This is a genomic window from Phocaeicola sartorii JCM 17136 = DSM 21941 (assembly GCF_054653615.1).
This window is the reverse complement of record NZ_BAAIFW010000005.1, coordinates 2,498,425-2,523,115: the sequence shown is the minus strand read 5'-3', so window position 1 is coordinate 2,523,115 and position 24,691 is coordinate 2,498,425. Positions and strand designations below refer to the sequence as shown.

Annotated in this window: 19 protein-coding genes and 3 tRNA genes; 14 read left to right on the top strand and 8 right to left on the bottom strand. The window is 41.6% G+C overall.

The genetic code is table 11. The annotated features are described in order from the left end of the window. The first annotated feature begins 3 nt into the window (after positions 1-3). The 7 genes from ACYQ0C_RS10675 to ACYQ0C_RS10645 all read left to right on the top strand — a co-directional run bounded on the left by ACYQ0C_RS10675 (position 4) and on the right by ACYQ0C_RS10645 (position 6,567). Positions 4-1,155 carry a DUF6057 family protein gene (locus ACYQ0C_RS10675; RefSeq protein WP_016277558.1) on the top strand — a complete coding sequence of 384 codons (1,152 nt, stop codon included), beginning with the start codon at positions 4-6 and terminating at the stop codon, positions 1,153-1,155. Between the two features lie 114 nt (positions 1,156-1,269). Beyond that, positions 1,270-2,760 (top strand): proline--tRNA ligase, encoded by a 1,491-nt coding sequence (gene proS / locus ACYQ0C_RS10670; protein ID WP_016277557.1) that lies wholly within the window; start codon positions 1,270-1,272, stop codon positions 2,758-2,760. Between the two features lie 85 nt (positions 2,761-2,845). Continuing rightward, positions 2,846-3,466, top strand: coding sequence for an ABC transporter ATP-binding protein (locus ACYQ0C_RS10665; RefSeq protein WP_025076882.1), 621 nt, complete (start codon positions 2,846-2,848; stop codon positions 3,464-3,466). Positions 3,467-3,474: 8 nt separating this feature from the next. Further along, positions 3,475-4,272, top strand: coding sequence for an ABC transporter permease (locus ACYQ0C_RS10660; RefSeq protein WP_016277555.1), 798 nt, complete (start codon positions 3,475-3,477; stop codon positions 4,270-4,272). A 59-nt stretch (positions 4,273-4,331) separates the two neighbouring features. Next, positions 4,332-4,610: a hypothetical protein gene (locus tag ACYQ0C_RS10655; protein ID WP_016277554.1), complete on the top strand. Its 279-nt coding sequence runs from the start codon at positions 4,332-4,334 to the stop codon at positions 4,608-4,610. A gap of 61 nt (positions 4,611-4,671) precedes the next feature. Next, on the top strand, positions 4,672-5,766 hold the full coding sequence (locus ACYQ0C_RS10650; protein WP_016277553.1) for a Nif3-like dinuclear metal center hexameric protein: 1,095 nt from the start codon (positions 4,672-4,674) through the stop codon (positions 5,764-5,766). A 9-nt stretch (positions 5,767-5,775) separates the two neighbouring features. Then, positions 5,776-6,567 carry a zinc ribbon domain-containing protein gene (locus ACYQ0C_RS10645; protein ID WP_016277552.1) on the top strand — a complete coding sequence of 264 codons (792 nt, stop codon included), beginning with the start codon at positions 5,776-5,778 and terminating at the stop codon, positions 6,565-6,567. A gap of 102 nt (positions 6,568-6,669) precedes the next feature. Here the strand turns inward: ACYQ0C_RS10645 and ACYQ0C_RS10640 are convergent, their stop codons facing one another. Next, complete coding sequence (locus ACYQ0C_RS10640) at positions 6,670-7,119, bottom strand: type I restriction enzyme HsdR N-terminal domain-containing protein (RefSeq protein WP_016277551.1); 450 nt, start codon at positions 7,117-7,119, stop codon at positions 6,670-6,672. A gap of 57 nt (positions 7,120-7,176) precedes the next feature. On the opposite strand from ACYQ0C_RS10640, the gene ACYQ0C_RS10635 reads away from it, so the two are divergent. The 5 genes from ACYQ0C_RS10635 (at position 7,177) to ACYQ0C_RS10615 (ending at position 12,348) form a co-directional block, all read left to right on the top strand. Further along, complete coding sequence (locus tag ACYQ0C_RS10635; protein ID WP_016277550.1) at positions 7,177-7,953, top strand: AMP nucleosidase; 777 nt, start codon at positions 7,177-7,179, stop codon at positions 7,951-7,953. 11 nt (positions 7,954-7,964) lie between these two features. After that, a complete protein-coding gene (gene holA, locus ACYQ0C_RS10630) occupies positions 7,965-8,981 on the top strand; it encodes a DNA polymerase III subunit delta (RefSeq protein ID WP_016277549.1) in 1,017 nt (338 codons plus the stop codon). 1,181 nt (positions 8,982-10,162) lie between these two features. After that, positions 10,163-10,576 (top strand): helix-turn-helix domain-containing protein, encoded by a 414-nt coding sequence (locus tag ACYQ0C_RS10625; RefSeq protein WP_016277547.1) that lies wholly within the window; start codon positions 10,163-10,165, stop codon positions 10,574-10,576. A 93-nt stretch (positions 10,577-10,669) separates the two neighbouring features. After that, on the top strand, positions 10,670-11,449 hold the full coding sequence (locus tag ACYQ0C_RS10620; RefSeq protein WP_025077039.1) for a dihydroorotate dehydrogenase electron transfer subunit: 780 nt from the start codon (positions 10,670-10,672) through the stop codon (positions 11,447-11,449). Next, positions 11,437-12,348, top strand: coding sequence for a dihydroorotate dehydrogenase (locus ACYQ0C_RS10615; protein ID WP_025019494.1), 912 nt, complete (start codon positions 11,437-11,439; stop codon positions 12,346-12,348). The genes ACYQ0C_RS10620 and ACYQ0C_RS10615 overlap by 13 nt, the downstream gene beginning before the upstream one ends. Positions 12,349-12,711: 363 nt before the next feature. On the opposite strand, the gene trmD is transcribed toward ACYQ0C_RS10615, so the two are convergent. Next, complete coding sequence (gene trmD, locus ACYQ0C_RS10610; protein WP_016277544.1) at positions 12,712-13,386, bottom strand: tRNA (guanosine(37)-N1)-methyltransferase TrmD; 675 nt, start codon at positions 13,384-13,386, stop codon at positions 12,712-12,714. Positions 13,387-13,483: 97 nt separating this feature from the next. Here trmD and ligA point away from each other — a divergent pair, with 97 nt between their 5' ends. Together ligA and dapA are read left to right on the top strand one after the other, a co-directional pair. Next, positions 13,484-15,481, top strand: a complete 1,998-nt coding sequence (ligA, locus tag ACYQ0C_RS10605) for an NAD-dependent DNA ligase LigA (protein ID WP_016277543.1) — start codon at positions 13,484-13,486, stop codon at positions 15,479-15,481. A 101-nt stretch (positions 15,482-15,582) separates the two neighbouring features. Further along, entirely contained in the window at positions 15,583-16,476 is an 894-nt protein-coding gene (gene dapA, locus ACYQ0C_RS10600) for a 4-hydroxy-tetrahydrodipicolinate synthase (RefSeq protein WP_016277542.1), read from the top strand. 487 nt (positions 16,477-16,963) lie between these two features. Here dapA and ACYQ0C_RS10595 read toward each other — a convergent pair. From ACYQ0C_RS10595 to ACYQ0C_RS10570, 6 genes are all read right to left on the bottom strand, one after another. Continuing rightward, positions 16,964-17,037, bottom strand: a tRNA-Arg gene (locus tag ACYQ0C_RS10595). Between the two features lie 21 nt (positions 17,038-17,058). After that, positions 17,059-17,132: transfer RNA gene (locus tag ACYQ0C_RS10590), tRNA-Arg, on the bottom strand. A gap of 31 nt (positions 17,133-17,163) precedes the next feature. After that, a tRNA-Arg gene (locus ACYQ0C_RS10585) sits at positions 17,164-17,237 on the bottom strand. Positions 17,238-17,326: 89 nt separating this feature from the next. Beyond that, positions 17,327-19,636 carry a patatin-like phospholipase family protein gene (locus ACYQ0C_RS10580; RefSeq protein WP_032942044.1) on the bottom strand — a complete coding sequence of 770 codons (2,310 nt, stop codon included), beginning with the start codon at positions 19,634-19,636 and terminating at the stop codon, positions 17,327-17,329. A gap of 129 nt (positions 19,637-19,765) precedes the next feature. Further along, entirely contained in the window at positions 19,766-21,811 is a 2,046-nt protein-coding gene (gene htpG / locus ACYQ0C_RS10575) for a molecular chaperone HtpG (RefSeq protein WP_016277540.1), read from the bottom strand. 131 nt (positions 21,812-21,942) lie between these two features. Then, positions 21,943-24,465 (bottom strand): ATP-dependent Clp protease ATP-binding subunit, encoded by a 2,523-nt coding sequence (locus ACYQ0C_RS10570; RefSeq protein ID WP_016277539.1) that lies wholly within the window; start codon positions 24,463-24,465, stop codon positions 21,943-21,945. Between the last annotated feature and the right edge of the window lie 226 nt (positions 24,466-24,691).

Here is a 24,691-nt window from a genome sequence, read left to right as displayed (position 1 = left end):
TTTATGAGCAGCAACAACAGCTTATCCTATAAAAGAGCCGCCCGCATCCTTACGGTTGCGTGCGGTCTTCTTTTCTCTATTTTTAGTCTTGTATATCTTTTTGTACTTCAGAAAGATGTAGTGGGGGCATTGCATTACTCATTGTCCCAAGGGAAAACGCATTATTCTCCTTTGGCAGGAGCCATTATCATTACAGTGGTTTTATTGATATTCCGTTGGGGGATCAATGGATTGATGGGATTGAAGGGTCCCGTGCGGGCACTTTCCTATTTCCCGTCCTGCCTGCTGCTGGGAGTGCTGACGGATGTGGACCGGACTATTTTCCACGGAGGAAGTATAGAGGATAAGTGGCTTTGGCTGCTGCCGGTGCTTTTACTTATATATATAGGTGTTGTCTATACTTTACGGCGTGTGTTCCGTGCATGGCTGAACCAAGAAGGTTCTATCTTGGTTTTGATAAATTCTAACTTGGCTGTCTTGACACTTTTATGCCTGATGACGGTAGGTATAGGAAACACGAATGTGAACTTTCATCATGAACTGGCTGTGGAGCAGGCTATCCGTAATCATTGTTATGAGGCTGCGCGGATGGTGGGAGTAAAGTCTTTGGAAACAACCCATACATTGACTGCGCTTAGAGCGCATGCCATGTCTTTGGAAGGTACAATGGGGGAGCACTTGTTTGAATACCCTCAATATCAGGGTGCGGAGGGACTTTTGTTTGAACCTCATTCCCAAGAAACGTTGCGCTTGAATGCCGACAGCCTGTATGCTTATCTTGGCGCAAGGCCACATATCGCAGAAAAAACGGTGGATTTCTTAGGCCGTATCTGTCGTGATGAAGTGGGCGGACATACCGCTTTGAATTATTATATGAGCGCACTGCTGCTGGATAAGAAACTGGACAGATTTGTATCGGCGGTTGATACATATTGTTTCGAACAAGATACATTGCCGCGTTATTATCGTGAGGCATTGGTGCTTTATAAACAGACTCATCCTGGATATGGGAGAGATATCAAGGACACGCTGATGGTGCAGCGTTTGAACGAGTTCCTTGACCGTCAGAAGGAATTTTCCTCACCGGTGGAAGAGAAAAACCGTATGCGGCGGGAATACGGTGATACCTATTGGTGGTATTATCGTTATCAATAAGTTATTTTTAGACTTTCCGACTCTATATTTTTGCAAAATCGTTGGTACTTTCCCATGCTTTTTTACTAATTTTGCAAACTCTTAAAAAGGAAAAACAAAAATAACGATATAGCGATGGCAGTAGAATTAAAAGAACTTACCAAAAGAAGCGAGAATTATTCTCAGTGGTATAATGACTTGGTGGTAAAGGCCGATTTGGCCGAACAATCACCTGTGCGTGGATGTATGGTGATCAAACCTTACGGATACGCCATTTGGGAGAAGATGCAGCGTCAGTTGGACGATATGTTTAAAGAAACCGGCCATGTAAACGCCTATTTCCCGTTGCTTATTCCGAAATCTTACCTTAGCCGTGAAGCTGAGCACGTAGAAGGATTTGCCAAAGAATGTGCTGTAGTTACTCACTACCGTCTGAAGAATGCCGAAGACGGTTCAGGTGTGATCGTAGATCCGGCTGCCAGACTGGAAGAAGAATTGATCATCCGTCCTACCTCCGAAACCATCATTTGGAGTACCTATAAAAATTGGATTAATTCCTATCGTGACCTGCCTATCTTGTGTAACCAGTGGGCAAATGTTATGCGGTGGGAGATGCGTACCCGTTTGTTCCTGCGTACTGCGGAGTTCTTGTGGCAGGAAGGTCATACGGCTCATGCGACCCGCGAGGAAGCAGAAGCGGAAGCACAGAAAATGTTGCATGTGTATGGTGACTTCGCTGAAAAGTATATGGCTGTCCCGGTAATCAAAGGGGTAAAATCGGCTAATGAACGTTTCGCGGGTGCATTGGATACTTACACCATCGAAGGCTTGATGCAGGATGGAAAGGCATTGCAATGTGGTACTTCTCACTTCTTGGGACAGAATTTCGCAAAGGCGTTCAATGTGCAGTTTGTCGACAAGAACAATAAACTGGATTATGTTTGGGCCACTTCTTGGGGGGTATCTACCCGCCTGATGGGTGCGTTGATTATGACTCACTCTGATGATAACGGATTGGTATTGCCTCCGCATTTGGCTCCTATCCAGGTAGTTATCGTTCCTATCTATAAGAATGATGAAATGCTGAAGAAGATTGATGCAAAAGTGGAAGGCATTGTCAATAAGTTGAAAGCAATGGGCATTTCTGTGAAATATGACAATGCGGACAACAAACGTCCGGGATTCAAGTTTGCAGATTACGAACTGAAAGGTGTGCCTGTTCGTCTGGTAATGGGTGGCCGTGATCTTGAGAACAATACCATGGAAGTGATGCGTCGTGATACATTGGAAAAAGAAACCCGTTCTTGCGATGGAATAGAAGAATACGTACAACAATTGTTGGAGGATATTCAGAACAATATTTATCAGAAAGCATTGAATTATCGTAATGAACATATTGTGAAGGTGGATTCATACGATGAATTTAAAGAACAAATAGAGAAAGGTGGCTTCATTCTGGCTCATTGGGATGGAACTCCGGAAACAGAAGACCAGATCAAAGAAGAAACGAAAGCGACGATTCGTTGTCTTCCTTTTGAAGCTGATGAAGAGAGCTTGACTCCGGGCAAGTGTATGGTAACCGGAAAACCATCTGCTCGCCGTGTTCTCTTTGCGAGAGCATATTAACGACTTCGACAAATTTTTTCGTTTTTTATAAAAGAACAGGAGTCGGCAGCAGTGAATGCTCCCGACTCTTTTTTATCTTGATGCAATGGTTAATATAGAAAATATATCTATCAGTTTTGGTAATCTGACTCTTTTCAGGGAACTTGATTTGCAAGTCTGTTGTGGTGAAAGTGTGTGTATCTGTGGCGGTTCGGGCAGTGGAAAAACCTCATTGCTGAAAGCCATACTAGGTTTTGTGCCTTTAAGTGAAGGAACCATAAAGGTGGATGGAACGGTGCTGACTCCTAAAACAGTAGATCATATCCGCAAAAAAATAGCATGGGTTCCTCAAGAACTGGCCCTCCCTTCGGAATGGGTCAGTGAAATGGTGCGGATGCCTTTTGAGCTGAAGGCGAACCGTGAGGCAGGATTCAGCAAAGAACGGCTGATGGAATATTTCATCTCATTAGGATTGGAGGCGGAACTCTATGATAAACGGGTGAATGAGGTGTCCGGCGGACAACGTCAGCGCATCATGCTGGCAGTGACAGCCTTGCTTGACAAACCTTTGCTGATTGTGGATGAACCGACTTCGGCGCTAGATCCGGAATCATGCTTACGGGTGATCAATTTCTTTAAATCCTTATGCAGTAAAGGAATGACTATATTGTCTGTTTCGCATGACAAACAGTTTGCTTCCGGGTGCGACAAGGTATTTACTTTATAATCTGACGGATGGGAACAATTGATATAGACTATGGCAGTCTGGGAATAGGATTGCTGCTGATGCTTATCCCGGTTTACTTTTTATGGCGCTTCAAGACGGGTTTGCTTAAACCGGTTTTGATAGGGACGGTGCGTATGACTGTACAGTTGTTTTTGATTGGGGCTTATCTTCGTTTTCTGTTTGAATGGAACAATCCGTTTATCAATTTTCTATGGGTGGTTATCATGGTTGGAGTGGCTGCTGAAACAGCCTTGACGCGTACGCGGTTGAAACGTAGCATTTTGATGATTCCCATTTCTATCGGTTTTTTTGTAACAGTGGTGCTTGTCGGACTTTATTTTCTTGGTTTTGTGTTAAAGCTGGATAACATATTCAGTGCTCAGTATTTTATTCCGGTTTTTGGCATAATCATGGGAAATATGTTGGGAGTGAATGTGATAGGACTGAATACTTATTATGCTGGACTGCATCGGGAGCAGCAACTTTATTATTATCTGCTGGGTAATGGCGCCACGCGTAATGAGGCGATAGCCCCATTTGTGCGTCAGGCTCTAATCAAAGCATTCAGTCCGGGCATTGCCAATATGGCGGTAACAGGGCTCGTTGCATTACCGGGAACCATGATTGGACAGATATTGGGAGGGAGTTCGCCACATGTGGCTATCAAATATCAGATTATGATTGTAGTTATAACCGTGGTGGCGTCCATACTTTCACTCATGATGACCATTTTTCTGGCTTCACGGAAATCATTCGACAGCTATGGCCGGTTGCTACAGGTTCATAAGGATACCAAACGGAGATAGAGTCCTTATTCTTGCTCTTGTAGTACATTTATACATTCCTGTCAGTAAAATAAAAAAATATGAATGAGTATATTTGGAAATATATAGCAGAATTACCAACCCCCGGTTTCTTTGTCACTGCGGATATAATGCATGAGGGGGAGGAATTCCCCGTAGATATTAAAGCATTTATCATTGATAAACTAGCTCTGATAGGAACAGGGATACCAGCCCGCAAATTTACATTTCATTCGGATGGATGGCGTATTCATCTTACCTTTTTCCCGACAGATCGTGTTGTTGACGAGCGCTATGCTTTGAAAAATAAAATGATAAAGTGGAGAAAGTATAAAAAATAGCTTGGTTGCTTTTTTAATTCGGATGGATTGATTATCTTTGCAATCAAATTTTCGCGAACGAATGAAAATTAAGGAAATAGTAAGTGCCCTTGAAAGGTTCGCGCCTCTGCCTTTGCAGGACGGATTTGATAATGCCGGATTGCAAGTTGGACTGACAGAAGCGGAAGCAACAGGGGCTTTGTTGTGTCTGGACGTTACTGAAGCTGTTGTGGATGAAGCTGTCATGTTGGGATACAACCTGATTGTCTCGCATCATCCACTTATATTTAAAGGATATAAATCTATTATCGGTCGGGACTACATTGAACGATGCATCTTGAAAGCCATTAAAAATGATATTGTCATTTATTCGGCACATACCAATCTGGATAATGCGTCCGGAGGTGTCAATTATAAAATAGCTGAAAAGATAGGTCTCAGGAATGTGCGCATCTTGGAACCGAAAGAGGAATGTTTATTAAAACTTGTAACGTTTGTGCCGGATGCACAGGCCGACAGGGTGAGAAAAGCATTGTTTGAAGTCGGTTGCGGTTGTATAGGTAATTATGATTCATGCAGTTATAATCTGAAAGGTGAGGGGACTTTCCGTGCGCAGAGAGGAGCCAGTCCGTTTTGTGGGGAGATAGGTGAATTGCACAAGGAATCCGAAGTACGTATAGAAACGATTCTTCCGGCTTTTAAAAAGACGGCGGTGATAAAAGCATTATTGGCGGCACATCCTTATGAAGAGCCGGTTTTTGATCTTTATCCGTTGAAAAATATATGGAAACAAGTAGGTTCGGGAGTGATTGGAGAATTGGAAGAGCCTGAGACAGAACTGGATTTCTTGAGGTGCATCAAGAAAATATTCGAAGTGGGTTGTTTGAGGCATACTCGTTTATCCGGTCGTCTGATACAGACAGTAGCGTTATGCGGCGGAGCCGGAGCATTCCTGTTGCCCAAAGCGGTAAGTGCTGGTGCAGATGTGTTTGTCACGGGTGAAGTGAAATATCATGATTATTTCAATTATGAGAATAATATTCTGGTAGCTGAAATGGGGCATTATGAGAGTGAGCAATATACAAAAGAAATATTTTATTCAATCATACAGGAAATGTTTCCGGAGCTGGAAGTCCAGATAACCCGGGTAAATACAAATCCTATTAAATATTTGTAAGAAAAAACTATGGCTAGAGAAGCAAAGAAAGACCCGAGCGAATTAACAGTGGAAGAAAAGCTGAAAGCTTTGTACCAGTTGCAGACCATGTTGTCTGAAATCGATAAGATCAAGACTTTGAGAGGGGAACTTCCTCTTGAAGTTCAAGACCTTGAAGATGAAGTTGCCGGTTTGAGCACTCGTATTGAGAAAATTAAAGCTGATATCGAGGAGCTGAAATCAAACATTGCAACTAAGAAAATTGAAATCGAGACAGCTAAGACTTCTGTTGAAAAATATAAAGCTCAGCAGGATAATGTGCGCAATAATCGTGAATATGACGTATTGACAAAGGAGATCGAATTCCAGTCATTGGAAATCGAGCTTTGTGAAAAACGCATAAAGGAATATATTGCAGCGGAAAAAGCAAAGAGCGAGGAGATAGAACACAGCAATCAGGAATTGGATGAAAGAAAGAAGGACTTGGAAGCGAAGAAATCCGAACTAGAAGAAATTGTTTCTGAAACCAAGCAGGAAGAAGAAAAGCTGAGAGAGAAAGCAAAAGTATTGGAAACAACTATCGAGCCGCGTCTGTTGCAGGCATTTAAACGTATCCGTAAAAATTCTCGCAATGGTTTGGGTATTGTATATGTTCAACGTGACGCATGTGGTGGTTGCTTTAACAAGATTCCGCCTCAGAAACAACTTGATATTCGTATGCGTAAGAAAATTATCGTATGTGAATATTGTGGTCGTATCATGATTGACCCCGAATTGGCTGGGGTGATTGCTGAACAACACTTGGAGACAGTCAAGAGATAATATCACCTGAGACAGTTTCTTTTTCTTTGTGGAAAAAGAATTTCATCACATTCTAAGCAATATCTCCTTACAAGATCTTGCTTAGAATGTTTTTTTATACATTTATAGTTCTGAATAGCGGGGAATATCTGGTAGAAAACGGTATGTTTTTGTATTGTAATCAATATGGCAACAGTAATGGTTCAATCCATTGCTTACAATCAGATAATCAACTTTTAGAACCATGTTATACCTGGTTATCTGATCAAACACTGTTTGCGTGATTTCTATATGTGGAGCTTTGTATTCCACAATCAGTTTGGCACTTAGGTCTTTGTTGTAGAGCACGGTGTCGCAACGTTTTTTTGTTCCGTTTAAGTCCAGTTGTATTTCATTGGCCAGCAATCCCTTCGGATATCCTTTATAATCCGTCAGATAGTGGACAAAATGCTGTCTTACCCATTCTTCCGGGGTAAGAGCGACATATCTTTTGCGGAGCATGTCGAAAATAACATTTTTTCCATTTCGCTCCGCGATTTTAATTTCGTAGGATGGCAAGTTTAATGATAACATTTAGTAAATTTGCATAAGTGTAACTCGGTAATAACCGATACAAAAATACAAAAGATTATGAAAACAAAAGAGGAAATTGTAGCAAACTGGCTTCCCCGCTACACAAAAAGGAGCTTGAATGATTTCGGAGAATATATCCTTCTGACCAATTTCAATAAATATGTGGAACTTTTTGCCGACAAATTCAATGTGCCGGTATTAGGACGCGATGCCAATATGACATCGGCACATGCGGAAGGGATTACTATTATTAATTTTGGCATGGGAAGTCCCAATGCTGCCATCATTATGGATTTGCTAGGGGCCATCCAGCCTAAAGCATGTCTGTTTTTAGGTAAATGTGGGGGCATAGACAAGAAGAATAAGTTAGGAGATCTGATTCTGCCCATTGCAGCTATTCGTGGAGAAGGAACATCCAATGATTATTATCCACCTGAGGTACCTGCATTACCTGCATTTATGTTGCAGCGTGCCGTTTCATCAGCTATCCGTGACCATGCACGCGATTATTGGACCGGAACGGTGTATACTACCAACCGCCGTATATGGGAGCATGATGAGGAGTTTAAAAAGTATCTTCTTAAAACACGTGCCATGTGTGTGGATATGGAAACTGCCACGCTGTTTACCACCGGTTTTTACAATCATATTCCTACCGGAGCATTACTTCTGGTGTCCGACCAGCCGATGATTCCTGAAGGAGTGAAGACGGAGAAAAGCGACAGTATTGTGACGCAGCAATATGTAGAAGAGCATGTGGAGATTGGTATTGCTTCATTACAGATGATTATTGAGGAAAAGAAGACAGTCAAACACTTAAAATTTGACTGGTAATTTTACTATATATGGCAAAAGAAACAACATACGAAGAAATAGCTCGTGAGCTGAAAAACCGTATCTATAAGCCTGTTTATTATCTAATGGGCGAAGAGTCTTATTACATAGACCGGATATCTGAGTATATAGCACAAACAGTGTTAAATGAAAATGAAAAAGAATTCAATCAGACTATTGTTTATGGGGCTGATACAGATATAGCGACTGTTATCAATGCAGCCAAGCGTTATCCCATGATGTCCAAATATCAAGTTGTAATAGTAAAAGAAGCTCAGAATATAAAGAATATGGAAGAGCTTACTTATTATCTTCAGAAACCTTTGGACTCTACAATTCTGGTGTTGTGCCATAAACATGGCACATTGGACAGAAGAAAAAAATTGGCAGCTGAAATAGAGAAAGTAGGTGTCCTTTTCGAATCGAAAAAGATTAAAGACGCCCAGCTTCCCGGTTTTATATCTTCTTACTTGAAACGTAAATCGGTAGAAATAGAGCCGAAGGCTTCAGAAATGATGGCGGAATTTGTTGGAGCGGATTTAAGCCGTATGGCCGGAGAGTTGGAAAAATTAATTATCACGCTTCCAAGAGGACAAAAGCGGATTACTCCTGAGCAGATAGAACGTAACATTGGTATAAGCAAGGATTATAATAATTTCGAGCTTAGGAACGCCTTAGTGGCAAAGGATGTTTTCAAGGCTAATCAAATAATAAAATATTTTGAGGAGAATCCCAAAACAAATCCTTTGCAGATGACTTTGTCTGTGTTATTCAATTTCTTCGCTAATTTGATGCTTGCATATTATGCTCCTGACAAGTCGGAGCAAGGTGTTGCCAATCAACTGGGACTTAAATCACCATGGCAGTCTAGAGACTATATGGCTGCTATGAGAAAATATAGCGGAGTAAAGGTGATGCAAATTATTGGTGAAATTCGTTACTGCGATGCCAAATCAAAAGGTGTGGGCAATCCATCCTTGGGAGATGGAGATCTGCTGCGCGAACTTGTATATAAAATTCTTCATTAGTTAATGGGCCAAACAAAGATTCTGTTATCCCGATGCTTTTATTCTTGAAGCGTCGGGATTCTTTTTTCTCTTTCTCTTGGAGGGAATCCTGTTGATGATCCAATTGAGAATAATATTTTACATTTATACTTCTATTATTGCCTTATTTAATGTCTTGGTTGTGCTTTTATTCTCTGTTTTTCTAGATGACAAGAGATGTATGATGAGAAAAACGACATTAACTTGCTTATTCCTAGATTGATAGGATGTTTTATGCCCTTCTAGAATCGTATATTTTAATGGGGATGTCCGTTTGTACATGAATACGGCAGTATTTGGCCTTTTGGGAGTAAAGTGAATAAGAAGAATGGAAATGTGAAGGAATACGGATGGGGAGTGAACAAACAGAGAGGACCAATTAATTGAGTAAGTTCATAACGTTAGTTTAAATTCTGAATTCATGTTTGTCTGCTTGATCCTGCATTCCATGGTTTCAGTATCCATGAATTCCTAAGGTGAATGAGCCAAGAACTATGATGGGAGTTTTTATCTTCGCCAATGGAAAATATATGAATATATGAATATCTGAGATATAGAAAAACAAAATATTCATAGGATCAAGAGGATCGTTATACAGAAAAAATTCACTTTTAGAAATAATTATAGTTTAGTTTTGTGATGTTACATCTGTAAACTCACTTAAAATAGGAGATTTTATAGGTGCAGCAGGTTTATTTATGTAAATATTACAAATGAAAATAGGGTAGTGGCCGGATGTAAATATTACATATATAAATGTGTATGAATAATTATTTATACCTTATTTTGTAGTAATAATGCGCTGGGAATCAGTGTTTTATTTACTGTTAATAAAGTTGTTGATAACTTTTATGCGTTTTGTTTGCTTATATAGTTGTGGTTATTTGTAAATATGAGGTTTTTGTTATTTATATATTATAGATAATCAGTATTTTATATGATTATTATTAAAGTATTAATTATAGTGTACTTGGGCATGATTTACGTGTGTAAACCCTTCTGTATTTTCAAATGGATATTTGTGTTTTTCTTTTGTAAAATATACATTTCTGTATTGTAAATTTGCATTTATGAATTATATTAATTACTTTTGCATCTGTAAATTTTGTCTTATACTTTTGTAAATGAAGGAAAGAATCGCTCAAATAATCCAAAAAGAAGATATGACTGCAGCCCAATTTGCAGAGAAGATTGGAATTTCACCTTCCTCTCTTTCCCATATTCTTAGTGGCAGGAACAATCCTAGCCTGGAAGTCGTCATGAAAATACACAAGGCGTGTGACTATATCAGTTTAGACTGGTTGCTCTATGGTGAAGGACAAATGGAAACAGATGTTGACTCGGACAATAACATCCACTATACGCCTTCTTTGTTTGACGAGAATTCATTATTTACGCCCGAAGGTCCGGCTTCTCCGGAATATCGCAAGGAAAATGAGGTTAAAGCACCACTTTATCCCTCTAAAGAGATTGTGCGTGAGGAGATTAAGTATGTAGAAATACCTGCCAAGAAAATCACTGAAATAAGAATATTTTTTGATAATGGGACATACGAAACATTCAAGCCCGAAAATTAGGGCGAGAATCCGCTAAAATGCCGATTGGCAGAATAAGATTTGGGTAAATTCGTGTATCTTTGCAGAGAAAACGAATTTACCCAATTTTATTTCATGAAAAAATATATTTTAGACCTTGTGGTTACACAGAACATTAAATTGCATGCCAATTATGTTCTGATAAAATTAACTCATGCCAACCCGCTGCCCGAGATGCTGCCGGGTCAGTTTGCTGAGATACGTATTGACGGTTCTAATACTACTTTTCTCCGCCGTCCTATTTCTATTAATTATGTGGATAAAGCAACCAATGAAGTTTGGTTCCTGGTGCAATTAGTCGGCGACGGCACTCGCAAACTGGCCACAGTGAAACAAGGAGATATTGTCAATGTGGTGATGCCTCTCGGCAATGGATTCACAATGCCCCGGGACGTGACAAAGGTAAAGCCGCTACTGGTTGGCGGTGGTGTGGGTACCGCCCCGATGTTGATGCTCGGTGCTGAGTTGGTGAAAATGGGATGTGAGCCTGCTTTCCTGTTAGGCGCGCGTTCATCCAAAGACCTGTTGCAGCTGGAACACTTTGAGAGGTTAGGCAAGGTATATACAACGACAGAAGATGGAAGTATGGGCGAGAAAGGCTATGTGACACAGCATAGCATCCTGCATACAGACCGGTTTGACATGATATACACCTGCGGTCCAAAACCCATGATGGTTTCGGTAGCTAAATACGCCAAAGCTCATGGGATAGAATGTGAGGTTTCACTGGAGAATAGGATGGCTTGTGGTGTCGGTGCATGTTTATGCTGTGTGGAGAACACGGACGAAGGGCATTTGTGTGTTTGTAAAGAGGGTCCTGTATTTAATATAAAGAAACTATTATGGCAGATTTAAGCGTAAATATCGGCAATTTAAAGCTTTGTAACCCGGTTATGACAGCATCGGGTACCTTTGGATACGGAAAAGAGTATGAGGACTTTGTAGACCTCGAAAAGATTGGTGGCATCATTGTAAAAGGGACTACCCTCCATCATCGTGAGGGTAATCCTTACCCACGTATGGCGGAGACCCCTATGGGGATGCTTAATGCGGTAGGATTACAGAATAAAGGGGTGGATTATTTTGTTGAACACATCTATCCGCAGATAAAGGATATTCATACTAATATGATTGTTAATGTCTCCGGATCTGCTGTAGAGGATTATGTGAAGACTGCCGGAATCATCAACGAGCTGGATCATATTCCCGCTATAGAATTGAATATCTCATGCCCTAATGTAAAGCAGGGCGGTATGGCCTTCGGGGTTTCTGCATGCGGGTGTTCCGAGGTTGTAAAAGCGGTACGTAATGTATATAAAAAGACACTGATCGTAAAACTATCTCCCAATGTGACAGATATCACAGAAATAGCACGTGCAGCCGAGGCTTCCGGTGCGGACAGCGTATCTCTGATCAATACCCTGCTGGGGATGGCTGTCGATGCTGAAAAGCGTCGGCCTGTACTTTCCACTATAACCGGCGGCATGAGTGGAGCTGCTGTGAAACCAATAGCATTGCGTATGGTATGGCAAGTTGCTAAAGCGGTAAATATTCCTGTCATTGGACTGGGGGGGATCATGGGCTGGAAGGATGCTGTGGAGTTTATGCTGGCAGGTGCCACCGCAATACAGATAGGTACTGCCAACTTTATAGACCCGGCTATAACTGTCAAAGTTTCAGAAGGGATAAATGACTATCTGGAACGTCATGGATATACATCTGTAAAAGATATAATAGGTGCATTGGAAGTCTGATAATTTTATCTTTTAAATGATAGCCCTGCAAGAGTGGAAATGAATAAACCGAAGCCTTTCTTGCAGGGCTTTTTTTATAACCTTCTCCAGATGGAATGAGCCGGAAAATAGTTGCTGCTGCAACTTATGGCAAGGGTATAAAATGATAACTTCAATTATTTTTCTCGATGAAATGGTTCATTTTTGAAAAAGCAAGGTGGAAAATCGCTTGGAAAAGCTTTGTCAGTATGTAAGGGAAGGGAAGATGAGCATAGGTGCCCTTTAAGGAGGAAACATCCTTTAAGGGAGATTTAAGCAAAAGAAAAGAGGTAAAAGCCATGCTCACCACAAAGCTCTTACCTCTTTATTATTTATCTATATTTTTTATTTCAACAAATCGGGTCTTAGCCGTTGTGTCCTTTCTAAGGACTGCTGAAGTTCCCATTCTTTAATCTTGGCTTCGTGTCCGGATAACAACACATCGGGAACTTGCCATCCTTTGTACTCTGCAGGGCGGGTATATACAGGAGCGGCTAACAGATTGTCTTGAAAAGAATCGGACAAAGCCGATTGTTCATCAGAAATGACTCCGGGGATAATACGGACTACTGCATCAGCGATAACGGCGGCAGCCAACTCCCCACCTGTCAAAACATAGTCACCGATACTGATTTCTTTCGTAATGAAATGTTCACGTATTCTATAGTCTATCCCCTTAAAATGCCCACATAGAATAATTAAATTCTTCGCCAGTGAAAGTGAGTTGGCCATCGGCTGGTTAAACTGTTCTCCGTCTGGAGATGTAAATATTACTTCGTCATACTCGCGTTCTGCTTTCAAAGCTGAGATGCATCGGTCTATCGGTTCAATCTTCATCACCATGCCGGCAAATCCGCCGAAGGGATAATCATCAACTTTGCGATAACGGTCGTATGCGTAATCGCGCAGATTGTGTATATGTATTTCTGCAATTCCTTTTTTCTGCGCCCGACTCATGATGGAGCAGTTAAAGAAGCCTTCCAGCATCTCGGGTAAAACGGTAATGATGTCTATTCTCATATTCGGTTATTTTTTGCAAAAGTAGCAAATTCCTCTTTGCCGGAAGGTGTTTTTCATTCAAAAAATAGCTATTTTTGCCGGAAAACTACCTTTATATATGACGGAAATAGAAAGAATAGACCAATTGCGCGAGGAACTTCATCGCCATAACTATAATTATTATGTATTGAATGCACCTGAGATTACAGACCAGGAGTTTGACAAGCTGATGCGTGAACTTCAGGATCTGGAAGAAAAACATCCGGAACATAGAGATGAGAACTCCCCCAGTATGCGTGTGGGAAGTGATATAAACAAGAACTTCACGCAGGTGCTGCATAAATACCCTATGCTTTCATTGGCCAACACCTATTCGGAAGCGGAGGTAACCGAATTCTACGACAGGGTAAAGAAGTCCCTGAACGAGGATTTTGAGATTTGTTGTGAAATGAAGTACGATGGAACTTCCATCTCACTGACTTACGAGAACGGGAAACTGGTGCGCGCCGTGACGCGTGGCGATGGTGTGCAGGGAGATGATGTGACAGACAATGTGAAGACCATCCGCAGCATCCCTTTGGTGCTGCATGGAAAGGGATATCCCGAATCATTTGAAATCCGGGGAGAGATTCTGATGCCTTGGATGGTGTTTGAGGAACTGAACAAAGAACGTGAAGCCCGCGAGGAACCGTTGTTCGCCAATCCCCGCAACGCGGCTTCAGGAACATTGAAGTTGCAGAACTCTGCCATTGTGGCCTCCCGTAAGCTGGATGCCTACCTTTATTATTTGCTTGGAGATCATTTGCCGTGCGACGGTCATTATGAAAATCTGAAAGAAGCGGAAAAATGGGGATTTAAAATTTCCGATCTTACCCGCAAATGCAAAACATTGCAGGAAGTCTTTGATTTCATCAAATACTGGGATGTGGAGCGTAAGAATCTGCCTGTCGCTACGGACGGAATAGTGCTGAAAGTGAATTCTCTGCGACAACAGCGTAATTTGGGCTTTACGGCAAAATCACCCCGATGGGCCATCGCATACAAGTTTCAGGCCGAACAGGCGCTTACCCGCTTGAACAAGGTAACTTATCAAGTGGGAAGAACAGGGGCTGTGACTCCGGTGGCCAATTTGGATCCCGTACAGTTGTCCGGAACCGTGGTGAAACGTGCTTCGCTCCATAATGCCGACATCATAGAAGGACTGGATTTGCATATCGGTGATATGGTTTATGTAGAAAAAGGTGGAGAGATTATTCCAAAGATTGTAGGTGTGGACAAAGACGCCCGCATTATGATAGGTGACAAAGTGAAGTTTGTCACTCATTGTCCCGAGTGCGGCAGTAAATTGGTGCGTTATGAAGGTGAAGCAGCCTATTATTGCACGAATGATGTCGCTTGTCCCCCACAGATAAAAGGGAAAATAGAACATTTTATCAGCCGTAAGGCTATGAATATCGATGGGCTTGGTCCGGAAACAGTAGATCAGTTTTATCAGGAAGGGTTGATACATGATGTTGCCGACCTGTATCTTTTAAAAACATCGGATATTATCAATCTGGAACGTATGGGGGAGAAATCCGCCGAGAATATAATAAAAGGTATAGAGCAGTCCAAAGAAGTGCCGTTTGAAAGGGTGCTCTTTGCGTTGGGCATCCGTTTTGTGGGTGAGACTGTGGCGAAGAAGGTGGCGAAAGCCTTTAAATCGATGGATGATTTGGCGGAAGCGAGTTTGGATGATTTGATTCATGTCGATGAAATCGGAGAAAAAATAGCGCAGAGCATCCTGCTGTACTTTGCCAGTCCGAAGAACCGTGACATGATAGAGCGCCTTCGTGTGGCAGGTGTGAGACTGGAAGCTGATGAAGAAGATATTTCGGACCACACTGACAAACTGGCAGGGAAGTCTATTGTGATCAGTGGGGTTTTCACCCATCATTCGCGTGACGAATATAAGGAATTGATTGAAAAACATGGCGGCAAGAACGTGGGAAGTATTTCGTCCAAGACCAGCTTTATTCTGGCGGGTGACAATATGGGCCCTAGTAAACTGGAGAAAGCGCGTAAGCTGGGTGTGGCCATTGTAAGCGAAGAGGAGTTTCTGCAAATGATAGAATGACTTTTTAGTGAGTATAAAGTAAAAATCGCGTGATTTTTATCGCTAAAATAGAAAATATTCGTACTTTTGTAGGCTATTAAATAAGAATTTATAATTCATTTATGATACAGACAAGATTAAAAGGCATGGGAGTAGCGTTGATTACTCCTTTCAAGGAAGATGATAGCGTTGATTATGAAGCGTTACTTCGTCTGGTTGATTACCAGCTTCAAAATGGAACAGATTTTTTGTGCGTGTTGGGAACCACGGCTGAGACCCCGACTTTGACCAAAGAAGAAAAAGACAAGATAAAACGTTTGATAATCGAAAGAGTGAATGGACGTATCCCTATTCTGCTGGGAGTCAGCAGCAACTGTACCCGTACTGTTGTGGAAACGCTGAAGAATGATGATATGACAGGAGTTGATGCCGTACTTGTGGCTGTACCTTATTATAACAAACCTTCTCAGGAAGGTATTTACCAACACTATAAAGCGATTGCTGAAGCGACGGATCTTCCCGTGGTTCTTTATAACGTGCCGGGACGTACCGGTGTGAACATGACTGCCGAGACTACCTTGCGTCTGGCCCGCGACTTCAAGAATATTATCGCGATCAAGGAGGCTTCAGGTAATATTACTCAGATGGATGATATCATCAAGAATAAGCCGGCTAATTTTGATGTGATTTCGGGTGATGACGGCATTACATTTCCTTTGATTACTTTGGGCGCTGTAGGGGTTATCTCGGTTATTGGCAATGCGTTTCCGCGTGAGTTCAGCCGCATGACCCGTCTGGCATTGCAAGGTGATTTTGCAAATGCATTGACTATTCATCATAAATTTACGGAATTGTTCAGTCTGTTGTTTGTAGACGGCAATCCTGCCGGGGTGAAAGCCATGTTGAATGTAATGGGGCTGATTGAAAACAAATTGCGTTTGCCGCTTGTGCCGACTCGTATCACAACGTTCGAAAAGATGCGTGCTATCTTGGATGAATTGAAGATTAAATGCTGATAAAGGAATTCTTTTAAACTAGATAAGACTGGTGTTTCAGATATGAGGGATACCAGTCTTTTTTTATGCTCGCCTGTTCATTCTTTGGTCTATATGTTATCCCTGTAAGATCCTATATCTTTCAACTGATACATTACTAATCTTCCGTCTGACACATTAGTAACGTGTCACCCGATACGTTACTAACTTGTCGATCTGTATGTTAGTAACCCTTGAAATGTATTGTCTTTAAAAATCAGTCTTTCTCACTAAGAAGTTGGAGGCGTTTATGCACTCATGCTCTCAACTTTATGTATAACAGGTAAAAAGACCAAGACGTTTTTAAAAATTCATGATTTCACGTACGTATGCATAGGCCTGCACATACGTATACATGGCTCCCTGCGGACGTACGTGCCAAATCATGCTATCTGACGTGGCTGAATAGGCTGATCCAGAAGAGGAGGGGGGATACAAAAAAGACCATCTTTTCAGATAGTCTTTTTTGTGATCGCGACAGGATTCAAACCTGTAACCGGCTGATCCGTAGTCAGCTACTCTATTCAGTTGAGCTACGCGACCGTTGTTTAATATTTTTAGCTGTGACCGCGACAGGATTCAAACCTGTAACCGGCTGATCCGTAGTCAGCTACTCTATTCAGTTGAGCTACGCGGCCATTGTAAAACTAATCAAACTTCTTTTGGTAGTGACCGCGACAGGATTCAAACCTGTAACCGGCTGATCCGTAGTCAGCTACTCTATTCAGTTGAGCTACGCGGCCATTGTTTATTGTTCTTTCGTTTTAACGGGTGCAAAGATACGGACTTTTTTTGAAAATGCAAGCGTTTTACTAAAACTTTTTTCTAAAAATTATTCGATGAAACGGGAATTAAACAGCTGCCAGCCCAGTGTTAAACCTACATTCCAATCGTTAGACGGTGAACTATAGTGATTTACGTAAGCGCTGATAGAGCCGAATGATAATTGAAAGACTAATGAGATTTCTCCAAGATATTCGAATTTTGTGAAAGCTTTCCCATAATATGCTTGTCCATATTCATCTTTCTTGATAGGAAAGATGGGAACGAATCCATAAAACTCCCCGCGCAATTGAAAAGACTCACTCAACTGATAGATGGGCATGACACCGGCTCCTGCATATTGGTTGGCACGGAAAGCTTCATTGTAGGTTACTTTGCTATGGGCTGTCGGAGTGAATTCTCCTGCCTGCATTAATGTAGCCGTATAATTATTGGAGAAGTTCCGGGAAGAGTAATAAGCCTCCAGATATGCTCCTAAGGTAAACTTAGGATTCAGTTTATGATATGTTTCGTTCTGATATGAAACCTGAAGCCAGGATTGTACCTTTTTATAAGGCTCCGGCGTGTCTTTAGTCAATTTTGATGTACCCGGTCTGAAATGTTCTGTACCGGTGAAAATTTGGGCAGCCATTTTTTCACGACTTCCTTGTGTAGCAAACTGACGGGCATTCAAAGTACTTCCTTCCAATACGATAGATCCTCCAAAGATAGAATAAGTGCTTTTATCATGCTTCGCCTCGCTGAAGTCAATGATGTTGGTTTGAAAATACCTGTCTTCCATACGGGCTATCCCCACACCGAATTCAGCTTTCTTACGGCTTAGGAATGGTAATGCTGCTTTCAACTTTACAAACTCTTCCCTTTTTTTGTTGAAAGCCGGATTGTCTTTGTTGGAAAAGAATTTGGCTTCTTTGAAATAATCGAAGGTAGAGATCGAGGCTATGAATTTGTAAGAAGTGGGCAGTTTGGTTGGAAGATCAATTCGTGCTGCCAGTTGTACGTTGTTGTAGACCCGGCCTAGCTGTCCGTCAAAATTAAACTCTTTTGAATAATAGTTCAAATTTTGATAGGAAGCACCAAAATAGACTTGATTGGAGCCACTGGAAGACACGTTACCACCGACACGGACGGAGAGATTGGCCTCCATTTTGATCTGGAGGTTCAAGTCGTAGGTTCGGTCTTTCTCATTATAAACGGCATGAGGAATGATTTCGGATATAATATTATCGGACAACAAGCGGAAATATGCTCGTTTGACATCCTCCATAGTGAAGGTATCGGAGTCGTTTTCATGGAACTCTTTTTGTATATATTGCTTTTGCCGTTCGTTGGCACCAGTTATATTTACTCTTTTGAAACGGAAATCCGGTAAATTGCTCTTATACGCCAATCGCTTAACTTCCACTTGTCTGGGGCTGATTCTTCGATGAATCCGGCTTTTTATGGAGTCCATCATTTCTATAGTACGCTTATAACCTATGTCGTGCAACTCGTCAAAGCGTTGGAAGTCCATTAAATTAACATCGTCATATTTAAAAGTCATGAGGATGCCGAGAGAATCGGGCAAAGAGTAGTCTGTTTTTTGCATGATCATATTTTCCAGCTGCCCCATAATGTCGCCCTCTTTGGGTTTGCCCGGATTGGCGGATACGGCGCTTCCTATAATGACATCCGGATGGAAGGTGTCACGCATCACATTTACGGGAAAATTATTATAAATTCCACCGTCGTATGCCAGTATCGAGTCTATTTCGATAGGCTTGAACATGGCGGGAAAGCTCATGGAGGCACGCACAGCATCTCCCAAGTCTCCTTTTTTCAGTATCAGCGCTCTTTTGTTGTACACATCCGAAGCTATGCAGCGGAAGGGGACATACAGACTGTCAAAGTTGGCTTTGCTTGCGGCGGTTGCCTGACCGAATAATTGCAGAAATACGATATTCATTTGGATAGGGTCTACAATGCTGGTAGGCAGAAACTGAGGTTTGACATTTTTCAGCGAGTCTTTCAGGGAGATGCGGATGTTGATAAATTCGGGTGTCGGAGGGTTTTTCTTGAAATAATAGATGTATTTCTCTTCCACGCTGCCTGAATACCAGCGTTTAAAGTCATCGGATTTGAGTAAAACCTCCATTTCATCGGGAGAATAGCCCATGGCATAAAGCGAACCGACAATGGCTCCCATGGATGTGCCTGCAATGTAATCTATGGGGATGCCGTTTTCTTCTAACGCGCGGATAATACCGATATGGGTCAGTCCTTTGGCACCGCCTCCGCTCAGTACCAGCCCCACTTTCTGTGCATTGATGGGAGGAAGCAGTAAAAAGAGAAGAAAAAGTATATATAGATAATGTTTCATGGATGTCGGATCTTTGTATGTACCGCTCCAAATATAGAAAGAATTCTTCGTTTCCAATCGTTTTTCGGAATAAAAAAGCGCCGGAAATGAACTTTCCGACGCCTTTGATAGCAAAATGTGATAGATTGGTTAAATCAATTCGATGCTGCGTTTTACAAAATTGGTTAATGCTTCACCTTTCAGCATATTGTTTTGTAACAGAGCGAGGTCAATCAGCTGGCGGATTACTTTGTTGCCACCTGCATATTTACCCAATACTGCTTCTTTCTTGGTCTTTTCATCGGCCAATTTCTTCTCGACATCACTTAATTCATCTTTTTCCGCTTGAGGTATTTCATCAGCTTTTTTGCCTTCCTGGGCTTTGTGAAGTTCATCGTGGCGTTTGTTCAGACTGGTCATTTCGGCTTCGATAGGTTCAAGAGCTGCCTTGCAAGAGTTGTCCGCATCATTCAAAACTTGTTTTACCAGTTTATGATCTACATTCAGAACCAAGTTGAACATATCCGGCATTTCTCCATAAAAGCTCATACCTGCCTGGATGTTGGCCATTTCTTTCATACGGCGCATATATTCACTTTGGGTGATCATGATAGGAGTTCCTGTCTCGCCTAAAGACTGTGCTTCTACATTGAATTCCACTTTCTTCATCTGTGGCAGCTGGCTGCGGAATACGGAAGACAGAATGTCACGCTGGCCGGCTTCCAGATTGGCATCCTTATGCTCTTCTTTAGCAATCAGACGGTCAATCACGTCACTGTCCACACGGGTGAAACGGCTCTTTTCAAATTTCTGTTCAAGCATACTTACCATAGCTACGTCCAGCTGGCCGTCCATTAACAATACGTTGTAGCCTTTACACTTTGCTGCATCAATGTAGCTGTACTGTTCGTCTGCATGGGTAGCATACAGATAAATCAAGTTGCCGTCCTTGTCTGTTTGATTATCTTTGATCAAACTCTGATATTCTTCGTAAGTATAATATTTGTCATCTGTGTCTTTCAGCAGAGCGAATTTATTAGCCTTTTCGTAGAAATCTTCCTGAGTCAACATGCCATAGTTGATGAAAATCTTCAAATCATCCCATTTTTCCTCGAATTCCTTGCGGTCATTCTTAAAGATGGCTTGCAGGCGGTCTGATACTTTCTTGGAAATATAAGTGGAGATTTTCTTCACATTGGAATCGCTCTGCAAGTAAGAACGGGATACGTTCAAGGGGATGTCCGGTGAGTCAATCACTCCGTGCAACAGGGTCAGGAAGTCCGGAACGATACCTTCTACCGAGTCGGTGACATAGACCTGGTTGCAGTAAAGTTGGATTTTGTTTTTCTGTAGCTCAATGTTGCTCTTCACTTTCGGGAAGTACAGAATACCTGTCAGATTGAACGGATAATCCACATTCAAATGGATCCAGAACAAAGGTTCGTCTGCCATGGGATATAATTCCCGATAGAATTTCTTATAATCTTCGTCTTTCAGCTCTACCGGTTTGCGTGTCCACAAGGGATAGGTTTCGTTGATCACATTGTCTTCATTGGTTTCAACCTGCTTTCCGTCTTTCCATTCTTTCTTTTTGCCGAATGCTACGGGGATAGGAAGGAAACGGCAGTATTTAGTCAACAATGAAGAGATGCGTGCTTCTTCCAGAAATTCCTTGCAGTCATCATCTATATAAAGGATGATATCCGATCCGCGGTCTTCTTTTTCAACGTTTTCGATAGTGAACTCAGGACTGCCATCGCAAGTCCATTTCACAGCTTGTGCTCCTTCCTGGTGGGATTTTGTGATGATTTCCACTTTTTTGGCTACCATGAAGGCAGAATAGAATCCCAGTCCAAAGTGTCCGATGATGGCATTGGCGTCGTCTTTATATTTTTCAAGGAAGTCGTTGGCGCCTGAAAAAGCAATCTGATTGATATATTTGTCGATTTCTTCGGCTGTAAGTCCGATACCTCGGTCGGAGATGGTGATGGTGTCTTTTCCTAAGCTTACTTTAATGGTAAGATCGCCCATTTCTCCTTTGAATTCACCTTTAGATGCAAGGGTTTTCAGTTTCTGTGTGGCATCTACTGCATTAGAAACTAATTCACGGAGGAATATTTCATGATCACTGTATAAGAACTTTTTAATGATGGGGAAAATGTTCTCAGTGGTTACCCCAATATTTCCTTTTTGCATACTATTTATGGTTTTAAGTTATTATGTATATACGTTTAAATCGTTTTTTTGTTGGTTGATGGGCAAAAAAAATGCCAGATACGGTGGTATCTGACATTTTGTCTGTTCTTTTTTGAGAAACTTTGGACTCTTTACTTTTCCACAGTCATGACAAGGGTGTCTTTTTCTTTGTCATAGTTTACTTTGACCGTATCACCAGCCGACATTTCCGATCCAAGTATCAGTTCGGAAATTCCGTCCTCCAAATTGTTTTGGATGGCACGTTTCAATGGGCGTGCTCCGAATTGTACATCGTAACCTTTGGTGGCTACAAACTTTTTGGCATCTTCGTCAATAACAAGCTTGTAACCAATGTTTTCCATACGGCTGTAAAGACCTTTAAGTTCAATGTCGATAATCTGGGTCAGTGCATCCAGGCCGAGTTGGTCGAAAGTTATTATTTCGTCCAAACGATTGATGAATTCGGGTGCAAAAGACTTGTTCAAGGCCTTTGTAATCACGCTGCGCGAGTATTCTTTGTCATCTGTACGGACTTGTGCGGCGAATCCGATTCCTTTTCCGAATTCTTTCAGTTGGCGTGTTCCAATATTGGACGTCATGATGACTATGGTATTTTTAAAGTCTACAGTTCTGCCATAACTGTCAGTTAACCGGCCTTCATCCATCACTTGCAACAATATGTTGAACACATCAGGATGTGCTTTTTCAATTTCATCCAATAATACGATGGAGTAAGGTTTGCGTCTTACTTTCTCCGTCAGTTGTCCGCCTTCTTCATAACCTACATATCCGGGAGGTGCTCCTACCAGACGGGATACGGTGAATTTTTCCATATACTCACTCATGTCAATGCGGATAAGTGCATCTGCAGAGCCGAACATTAGTTTCGCTAACTCCTTGGCAAGATGGGTCTTTCCGACACCCGTCGGACCTAAAAACATGAATGTGCCAATCGGTTTATTAGGATCTTTCAGTCCTATACGGCTTCTTTGAATGGCTTTAACCAGTGTGGCGATTGCTTTGTCCTGACCGATAACTTTAGAAAGCAGATCGTTTTTCATTCCTAATAATTTCATTCCTTCAGCTTGTGCCATTCTCTGTACAGGCACGCCTGACATCATGGAGACAACTTCGGCTATTTGTTCGTCACCTACCGTTTCCCGATTTTCTTTCAGATTTTTTTCCCATTCTTCTTTCAGTATATCAAGCTGGTTCGTATATTCTTTCTCTTTGTCACGAAAGCTGGCGGCAAGTTCGAAATTTTGTAACCTGACAGCTTCATTTTTAAGAGATTTCATTTCATCAATCAGTTTCTCTTGTTCTTCAATTTCTTTGGGAACAGTGATATTAGTAAGATGTACGCGCGAACCGGCTTCATCCAACGCGTCTATCGCCTTGTCGGGAAAGTTACGGTCTGTGATGTATCGGTCTGTCAGTTTCACACAGGCTTCAAGGGCCGCATCTGTATAGTTCACATTATGATGATCCTCATATTTATCCTTGATATTTTTTAGTATCTGAAGTGTTTCTTCTACAGTTGTCGGCTCTACAATAACCTTTTGGAACCGGCGTTCCAGTGCACCGTCTTTTTCTATGTTTTGGCGGTACTCGTTCAGTGTTGTCGCTCCGATACATTGAATCTCACCTCTGGCTAATGCGGGTTTCAGCATATTGGCGGCATCCATTGAGCCTGCCGCAGAACCTGCTCCCACAATGGTGTGGATCTCATCGATGAAAAGGATGATGTTGGGATTCTTCTTCAATTCGTTCAAAATGGAACGAATGCGTTCTTCGAATTGTCCACGATATTTAGTGCCTGCGACAACGGCGGTCATATCAAGGGCTATCACGCGTTTATCAAATAAGATGCGTGATACTTTCTTTTCCACAATCCGCAAGGCAAGCCCCTCGACAATAGCAGATTTGCCGACTCCCGGTTCGCCAATCAAAATAGGGTTGTTCTTCTTACGTCGGCTCAATATTTGTGCCAGCCGCTCTATTTCCTTCACCCTGCCAACTACAGGATCCAGTTTCCCTTCTTCGGCAGCTCTTGTCATATCTGTGCCAAAATTGTCGAGTACAGGAGTGTCATTGGTTGGTTTTTTTTGTGCCGGGCGTGCCTGCTGCTGTGCCGCACTTGATTTATTACTACTGGGATTCTGACGTATATCTTCGTCTTCATCCTCATCCTCGTCTTCACTGAAGCCCAGACCTGCATGGGTGTCCGGTTGTAAAGTGAGTTTTATTTTTTCGTATGTTACGCCACTGCTTTCCAATACATCAAAAGCTGCATTATCCTTGACCTTCATAATTGCTAATAAAATATGTTCAGTGTCAGCTGCAATGTTTCTCATCAACTTAGCCTCTAAAATACATAACTTTAACACTTTGGATGCTTGGCCGTTAAAGTTAATATCCTCGTCATAGTCAGTGTCATCTTCCACATCCTCTTTCAAAATGTTTTCCAGCTGATCTTTTATATCCTGTAAATTAATTTGTAAATTAAACAAAATCTCGATAGCTTTTCCTCCACCTTCACGTATCAGTCCCAACAACAAGTGTTCGGGACCAATATAGCAATTCCGTAGTCTGTTGGCCTCTTCCTTACTATACGTGATGATATCGGACACTCTTTGTGTAAATTGATTGTTCATATATTTATCGTCCTCCTAAAATAGTATTTATTTCCCACTGTGCAAAGATACACATAATAATAATGCATATCATTGTTTTCTTACTTATATTATCATAACAAAATGTATGCCATGATTTGAAAAGCTAAAAATTAAGTATAAATAAGGGTTGTCATCAAACTATTCATAAGAGTAAATGAGGAGTGGGAGGGATAATCGTTATATACTATTAAATAAGGTATAGGGA